The sequence below is a fragment of the Streptomyces sichuanensis genome, assembly GCF_020328095.1.
GTDB classification, from domain to species: Bacteria; Actinomycetota; Actinomycetes; order Streptomycetales; family Streptomycetaceae; genus Streptomyces; species Streptomyces cinnamoneus.
Genome location: NZ_JAIXMK010000205.1, coordinates 1 through 7,487, shown reverse-complemented (window position 1 = coordinate 7,487; position 7,487 = coordinate 1). Strand labels below are relative to the sequence as shown.

The 7,487-nt window shown below is 74.4% G+C and carries 1 protein-coding gene and 1 pseudogene; both read left to right on the top strand.

Annotated features, from left to right (window positions below):
* Nucleotides 1-3,578: type I polyketide synthase (locus tag LE181_RS30975; protein ID WP_225664861.1), on the top strand; the 3,578-nt coding region annotated here is incomplete at its 5' end.
* Nucleotides 3,579-3,633: 55 nt separating this feature from the next.
* A pseudogene (locus LE181_RS30970) lies at nucleotides 3,634-7,410 on the top strand (type I polyketide synthase); the annotation flags it as partial.
* Between the last annotated feature and the right edge of the window lie 77 nt (nucleotides 7,411-7,487).

Genomic DNA, 7,487 nt, shown 5'->3' with positions numbered 1-7,487 from the left:
TGTGGTCGCTGCCGGACGCGGTCCGGCTGGTGGCCGCCAGAGGCCGGCTGATGGCCGCACTGCCCGAGGGCGGCGCGATGCTGTCCGTGCAGGGCACCGAGCAGGACCTGGCCCCCTGGCTGGCGGGGCGCGCGCGGCGGGTGTCCGTCGCGGCGGTGAACGCCTCGGACGCGGTGGTCGTCTCCGGTGCGCACGAAGACATCACGGAACTGGAGGCCGACTGGGCGGGCCGGGGACGGCGGACCCGGCGGCTGCGGGTCAGCCACGCTTTCCACTCGCCGCTGATGGAGCCGATGCTGGCCGAGTTCGGCACCGTTCTGGCCGGGTTGACGGCGCACGATCCGAACATCCCGGTGATCTCCAACCTCACCGGCGAGACGGCCACGGCGGAGCAGTTGCGCTCGCCGGCGTACTGGACCGCGCACGTCCGGCAGGCGGTGCGGTTCCACGACGGGCTGCGCACCGCACGCAGGGCCGGTGCACGCGTCCTGCTCGAACTGGGACCGGGCGCGGTGCTTTCCGCGCTGGCCGGGCGGGACGCCGGGCCGGACGAGGCGAGGGTGCCCACCCTGCGCGGGGCCGATCGTGACGAGACCAAGGACGTGCTGCTCGCCCTCGGCGCGCTGCACACGCAAGGCGTGGAGGTGGACTGGCCCGCCGTGCTGCCCGCCGCGCCCGCCAGGACGGCGGACCTGCCCGGCTACGCGTTCCAGCACGAGAGGTACTGGCTGGTGCCGGACGGGAACGGGCTGAACCTGCGTTCCACCGGGCTGCTCCCGGTGGGCCACCCGCTGCTGGGCGCCACGCTGTCCACGGCCGAGGGCGACGGCGTGCTGCTCACCGGCAGGCTGTCCCTCCAGTCGCACTCCTGGCTGGGGGGCCACCAGGTGCGCGGCATCCCCCTGCTGGCCGGCACCGGCTTCGTGGAACTGGCCCTGGCCGCGGGCGAGCAGGTCGGCTGCGACCTGCTCGAACAGCTGACCGTCGAGGCGCCGCTGGCCCTGCCGGAGCACGGCGGGGTGTCGGTGCAGGTGGTGGTGGGCGACGCCGAGGAGACCGGCCGCCGCCCGGTGCGGGTGTACTCCCGGCCGGAGGGCGTGGGCCGGGCCGAGCCGGGCCCATGGCGGTCACACGCCTTCGGCTACCTGGGTGTCCGCACCGCGACGCCGGACACGACCCTCGCGCACTGGCCGCCGCGGGACGTGCGGGAGATCCCGGTCGCGGACGTCTACGACGAGGTGGTGGAGGGCAGGCACTTCCGCTACGAGGGCGCGTTCCGAGGTCTGCGGACCCTCTGGCAACGCGACCACCCCGACGGGAGCTCGGAGATGTTCGCCGAGGTCGCCCTGCCCGCCGAAGCGGCGGGGGACGCGAAGCGCTACAGCCTGCATCCGGCGCTGCTGGACGCGGCACTGCACGCGGTCGGTCTCGGCCCGCAGCTGGACGGGATCGACGAGGGCAGCGGCTCGATGCCGTTCTCGTGGTCGGGGCTGTCGCTGTTCCGGGCCGGAGCCTCGACGGTGCGGGTGCACGTCACCGGCGGGAACGGTGACGTGGCGATCACGCTGGCGGACGAGACCGGTGCCACCGTGGCCACCGTGGACTCCCTGGTGTTCCGGCCGCTGCCCGCCGACGAGTCCTACCTGCTGGGACCGGCCGAGGACGGCGCGGAACTGCTCGCACAGGACTGGGTCCCCGTTCGCCGGCCCTCCACAGTGGACGATTCCGGTGCGTGGCACGACCCTGGGACCGGTCGGCTCGACCTCGCGTCGCTGGCGGACGCGCAGGACCCGGTGCCGCCGGTGGTGGTGCTACGCCCGGCCCGACCCGCCGGGGACGACGTCACCGCACGGGTCCGCGCCGCGCTCACCGAGCTGACCGGCTACCTGCGAGTGTGGCTCACCGACCAGCGGTTCGCCGGTTCGCAGTTGGTGGTCCGCACCGAACGCGCGCTCGGCGTGCGCGCGGGCGACGAACCCGACCTGGCACTGTCCGCGGCCTACGGGCTGGCTCGCTCGGCACAGAACGAGTACCCCGGGCGCCTCCTGCTGGTCGACGTCGACGAGCCGGCCGACACCGCGTTGCGCGACGCGGTCGCCGTCGCGACCGCGGCCCGCGAGCCCCAGGTGGCGCTGCGCGCGGGCGAGCTGCTCGTGCCCCGGCTGCACCGCGACGACGGTCCGGCGGAGAGCGACGGCGGCCCGGCCGCCCGCACGCCCGACCCCGACGGCACCGTGCTGATCACCGGTGGGCTCGGGTCGCTGGGCCGCACGCTGGCCCGGCATCTGGCAAGCCGCGGCGCCCGCAGGCTGCTGCTCCTCTCGCGCCGTGGCGCGGAGAGCCCCGGCGCCGCGGAACTGGTCGCCGAACTCGGCCGGCTCGGCGCGCACGCCGAGGTGGCGCGCGGCGACGTCGCCCGGCGGGACGACGTGGCCCGGGTGCTGGCCGAGGTGCCCGCCGCACACCCGCTCACCGCCGTGATCCATGCCGCCGGTGTGCTGGACGACGGCCTGGTGGAGTCGCTGACCGATGGGCAAATGGAGAACGTGCTGGCGCCGAAGGTCGACGGAGCCTGGCACCTGCACGAGCTGACCCGGGAGCTCGACCTCGCCGGGTTCACGTGCTTCTCCTCCGCCGCCGGCGTGTTCGGCACCGCGGGCCAGGGGGCTTACGCCGCGGCCAACGCCTTCCTGGACGCGCTCATGAACCAGCGGGCCGCCGCCGGGCTCCCGGCCCGCTCGCTGGGCTGGGGCCTGTGGGCGCCGGACAGCGGGACCAGCACGACCGACGGGATGGGCGGCGGGCTGGCCGCCGCGGACCGGGCCCGCATGGACCGCACCGGGATCCGCGCACTGACCGTCGCGCAGGGCCTGACCCTCTGGGACACCGCGACCGGCTCGGACAGGGTCCACCTGGTGCCCATCGGGCTGGACCTGGTCACCGTGGCCGGTCTGGGAGAAGAGGGCATTCCGCCGTTGCTGCGCGACCTGGTCCGCCCGGCCCGCCGCCGGCGCTCCGCGCGGTCCGCCGCGCCCGCCGAGTCCCCGGCGGACCTGGCCCGCAGGCTGGGCGGGCTGAGCCCCGCCGAACGGGACCGGCAGCTCCTCAACCTGGTCCTCGGGCAGATCGCGGCCGTGCTCGGCTACCCGTCCGCGGACGGGGTGCCCGCCGACGGTCCGTTCGGAGACCTCGGATTCGACTCACTGAGTTCGGTCGAGCTGCGCAACCGGCTCAACACCGCCACGGGTCTGAACCTGCCCGCCACCTTGGTGTTCGACCACCCCACTCCGGCCATCCTCGCGGCGCACCTCGGTACGGAGGTCGCGCCGGATGCCGCGGGCGCGGAGGAGCCGGCGGACGGCCCCGCCGAGCGCGGCCCGGATCGGCTCGCCGGACTCGCGCAGGCGGTCGAGGAGGCACTGGCCGGCGAGAACGCGCAGCGCGACGCGCTGCGCGGACGACTGCGGGCGGCGCTGCGCGCGCTGGACGGCGAGCCGGGGCCCGGGGCGGACGAGCTGAGCTCGGCCTCCGTGGACCAGCTCTACGCCTTCGTGGACCGGGAACTCGGCGATGCGTGACCAGGCAGCCGGGGCCGCCCGGCCGACCGGAGAGGAACCGAAAGCTGTGGGCGAGGACCCGAAGCTCGTCAAGTACTTCCAGCGGGTCACCGCGGAACTCCAGCGCACCCGGGAACGGTTGCGGGAGCTGGAGAACCCCGTCGACGAACCGGTGGCCGTGGTCGGCATGGGCTGCCGGTTCGGCGGTGGGGTCGGCTCGCCGGAGGAGCTGTGGGAACTGCTCGCCGCCGAGCGGGACGTGATCACCGGCTTCCCGGCCGGCCGCGGCTGGACCGAAGACCAGATCTACCACCCGGAACCGGGCACGCCGGGCCGCTCCTACGTCCGGCACGGTGCCTTCCTCGACGACGCGGCCGACTTCGATTCCGAGTTCTTCGGCATTTCGCCGCGCGAGGCGCTCGGCATGGACCCGCAGCAGCGGATCGCGCTGGAGGTCACCTGGCAGGCGCTGGAGTCCGCCGGCATCGATCCGGCCGCGCTGCGCGGCAGCCGCACCGGCGTGTTCCTCGGACTGTCCAACGCCGACTACGCCACGGCGGTCCGCGAGATGCCCGAGGACATGCTGGGCCAGCTCTCCATCGGCAACGCGGGCAGCGTGACCTCCGGTCGGCTGGCCTACGTGTTCGGCCTGCAGGGGCCCGTGCTCACGGTGGACACCGCCTGCTCCTCGTCCCTGGTCGGAATCCACCTGGCCGTGCAGTCGCTGCGCGCGGGCGAGTGCACCCTGGCCCTCGCGGGCGGGGTGACCGTCATGTCCAGCCCGATGCTGTTCATCGACTACGCCCGGCAACGCGCTTTGGCGCCGGACGGGCGGTGCAAGCCCTTCTCCGCTGCCGCCGACGGCACATCGTGGGGCGAGGGTGCCGGGATGCTGGTGCTGGAGAAGCTTTCCGACGCACGTCGCAACCACCACCCGGTGCTCGCGCTGCTGCGCGGATCGGCGATCAACTCCGATGGCACCTCCTCCGGGCTGACCGCCCCGAACGGAACCGCGCAGCAGCAGGTGATCGCCGACGCGCTCGCTTCGGCCGGCCTGTCGCCCGCGGACGTCGACGCGGTGGAGGCGCACGGCACGGGTACCGAGCTCGGCGACCCGATCGAGGCGCAGGCGCTGCTGGCCGGGTACGGCCGCCACCGCGGCGACCGGCCGCCGCTGCTGGTCGGCGCGGTGAAGTCGAACCTCGCCCACACCCAGGCCGCGGCCGGAGTCGCCGGCGTGGTGAAGATGGTGCTGGCCATGCGGCACAGCACGCTGCCCAAGACCCTGAACATCGGCACGGCGACCCCCCGGGTCGACTGGGCGCAGGGCGGGGTCGAACTGCTCACCAGCGCCGTCCCGTGGCCGCGCGACGGGCGTCCCCGGCGGGCGGGCGTGTCCGCGTTCGGAGTCGGCGGTACCAATGCGCACGTGATCCTGGAGGACCCAGGGCCCGGCCCGGACACCGAGCCCGGCGACCGGGCCGTCCCGCCACTGCTGGCCTGGCCCCTGTCGGGCAGGACCGAACAGGCGCTGTCCGCGCAGGCGGCCGCGCTGCACGAGTACCTCGACCGGGCGCGCCCCGATCTGCTGGACCTCTCGTGGTCGCTGGCCACCGCCCGGGCGCACCTGCCGCACCGCGCGGTGGTGTTCGGCTCCCGCCCGGCCGACCTCGCCGCGGGCCTGACCGCGCTGAGCACGGGCCGGAACGACACCGGGAGCGCCACGGTGGTGACCTCCGGCACCGCCGTGCGGAACGGCACCACCGCGTTCCTGTACCCACACGAGTGCACCCCGGCCGTGGTGCGCGCATTGGCCACGCAGTACGCCGAGGCCGAACCGTTCGCCGAGCACCTCTCCGCATGTGCGGCAGTGCTGGCCGGGCTGGTCGGATGGTCCCTGACGGATGTGCTGCGCGGTGACCCGGACGCGCCACCGCTGGACCGGCCGGACGTGCTGGCCCCGGCCACGCTGGCCGTGCTGACCGGCGTGACACGAGTGTGGTGCGCGTCCGGGGTGCGCCCGGCGGCGCTGGCGGGACACGGATCCGGCCGGCTGGCCGCGTCCTGGGCGGTCGGGTGGCTGTCCCTGTCCTCGGCGCTGCGGATCGCGGCCGGGTGTCCCGCGGGCGCTGAACCCGAAGTCGTGGATGTCCCGTCTCCCGCGCCCGGCGTGCCGGTGCTGTGCGGGGACACCGGCCGTTGGCTGCGGGACCGTCCGGCCGAGGACGACTACCGCACGGTGCCGGCTGCCGAATCCGGCTCGGCCGCCCGAGAGCTGCGGGCCGATGGTCACCGACTGCTGCTCGTGTTCGGCGGGGACACCGCGGGCATGGCCGCCGGGCTGTCCGACGGTCCCGCCGTGCTGGCCGTGCCGGAGGAGACGGAGAGCGCGGCGACCGGTTCAGCGGCGCTCGTGCGCGCGCTGGGCCGCGCGCACGTGAGGGGCGCGGCGGTGGACTGGCGTGTCGTCCTGGGCGGCGCCGGCGCGCGGCGCATCCCGTTGCCCGGCTACGCTTTCCAGCGCAGCCGGTACTGGATCGAGCGCGAGTGGACCATGCCGGTGCTGATCTCCGGCGACCCCGGGACGCGCGAGCCCGACCGGCGCTCGCCCGCGGCTCTGCTGTGGGCACTGCCCGAGCAGGAGCGCAACGACCGCGTCGAGACGCTGGTTCGTGAGTGCCTGGGCCGGGCGCTGGGCAACGGACCGGATGACCACGTCGACGCCGAGGACACGTTCCGCGATCTCGGGATGGACTCGCTGGGCGCGGAGGATCTGCGCGATCAACTCACCACCGATGCCGGGGTGGAGATCGAACTCGCCGACGTGCTGAACTACCCCACGGTGGTCGACCTCACCGAGCGCGTACTGGAAAAGCTGGCCGACCGCGCCGAGGAGGGCACGCTCGACGAGATCGCGGGAACCGCCCGGTCCGGGAACGAGGTCCCGGCATCCGGCGCCGGGCCGGTGGACCCGGCGCCCGAGAACGCCGACGAAAGCGACGGCAGCCTGGCCTCGTTCTACATCCGGGCGATCCGCACCGGCCGGATCAACGCCGCCCTCCGCCTGGCCCGCGCGGCCTCCGAGACGCGCGACACGTTCGACCAGGACGATCCGCGCGATCTCGCCGAACTGCGCAAGGTGGGGGCGGGCGCGGGTGGCCCCACGATCGTCGGCCTCACCCCGCCGATCTTCCCCAACCTGGACCTGCCCTACTCCTACCTGCACACCGGGCTGGACCCCGCCTCCGACGTGTGGTCGCTGTGGTCGCCCGGATTCGCGGGTGAGGCTCCGCTGCCCGCCGACCGTGCCGCCCTGATGCGGATGCTGGCGAAACCGCTGCGCCGTGAGCTGGCCGGCACCCCGTTGATCATCGCGGGCTACTCCTCGGGCGGCTGGCTCGCGCACGACCTGGCCGCGCACCTGGAGCAGACCGGCGTCCCCGTCACCGCGCTGCTCCTGCTGGACTCGTACCTGCCGGAGGAGGAGATGGAACAGACCGAGACCCGCAGCGAGTTCATGCGCGAGCAGATCCGGCGACGTGACCTCATGGGCATGTCGCTCGACCGTCCGGACCGGACCGTGACCACCAGCGGCCAGATCGCGGCGATGGGCGGCTACAGCAGGATCTACAGCGGCTGGCAGCCCGGCCCGCTGAAGGCGCCCGTCCTCCACCTGCTCGCCAGCGAGGTCGTCGCGGGTGTGCCCACCAGCTCGGAGGACCACCCGTTCCCGGCCGAACTGGCGCACCGCGTGCGCAAGCTGCCCGGCGACCACTTCACCATCCTGTCCCAGCACGCCGACCTGATCTCAGCGAACCTGCACGACTGGCTGACGGAGGTGCAGCCCGCATGACGACCGTTCCCGATCTTCCCGACCTTCCCGACGCCACAGAGGTACTGGAGCACTTCCCCTTCGACGACGGCCGCGGC